The 1,065-nt window shown below is 67.8% G+C and carries 1 protein-coding gene; it reads left to right on the plus strand.

Annotated features, from left to right (window positions below; all coding sequences use genetic code 11):
• Nucleotides 1-116: 116 nt before the first annotated feature.
• Nucleotides 117-1,065, plus strand: a 949-nt coding sequence (locus IF67_RS0138405) for an IS481 family transposase (RefSeq protein WP_037840438.1), incomplete at its 3' end; no start/stop codon positions are given.

Raw genomic sequence — 1,065 nt, forward strand, 5'->3', positions numbered from 1 at the left:
TGTTCTGTCCACGGAGGTTGGTGACGCAGGTCTCGGCTGAGTGATCTTGAAATGGGTGAGGGCCTTCTGGCCTGGTGTGGATTGCGACATCTGCACCGGCGACCAGAAAGGCCCTCGTGCCTCACCGTAATGCACCTCTGACTGAGACCGGTCGGCTGCGTCTGGCCCGCTGCGTGGTCAAGGACGGCTGGCCACTGCGTCGGGCGGCCGAGCGTTTCCAGGTCTCGCCGACGACGGCCCAGCGCTGGGCTGAGCGCTACCGGCTGTTCGGTGAGGCGGGCATGGCAGACCGTTCAAGCCGCCCGCACACAAGCCCGCGCCGCACCCCGAACCGCACCGAACGGCGGATCATCAAAGTCCGGCTTCTGCGCCGGTGGGGCCCGGCCCGCATCGCACACCTGCTGGGCCTGGTGCCCTCGACCGTGCACCGCGTACTGACCCGCTTCGGCCTGGCCCGCCTCGCCCACCTGGACCGGGCCACCGGCCGCGTCATACGCCGCTATGAACGCGACCGGCCAGGCGAACTGGTCCACGTGGACATCAAGAAACTCGGCAACATCCCCGACGGCGGCGGTCACAAGACCCTCGGCCGCCAAGCGGGCCGCAAGACCCGCTCCGGCGCCGGCTACAGCTACATCCACACTGCCGTCGACGACCACTCCCGCCTCGCCTACAGCGAGATCCACGCAGATGAGAAGAAGGAGACCGCCACTGCCTTCTGGGCCCGTGCCCAGGCGTTCTTCACCACCTGCGGGATCACCGTCGAACGCGTCCTGACCGACAACGGCGCCTGCTACAAGTCACACGCCTGGCGCGACGCACTCGCCGCGGCCGGGATCACCCACAAACGAACCCGGCCCTATCGACCGCAGACCAACGGCAAGGTCGAGCGCCTCAACCGCACCCTGCTCGACGAATGGGCCTACGCCCGCCCCTACCGCTCAGAGCAGGAACGACGCGACGCCTTCCCGCAATGGCTGCATACCTACAATCACCACCGCGGACACACCGCGCTCGCAGGCAAACCACCCGCCAGCCGCGTCCCCAACCTCACAGGGCAATACA

The organism is Streptomyces sp. NRRL S-1813 (assembly GCF_000719605.1).
Classification (GTDB): domain Bacteria; phylum Actinomycetota; class Actinomycetes; order Streptomycetales; family Streptomycetaceae; genus Streptomyces; species Streptomyces decoyicus.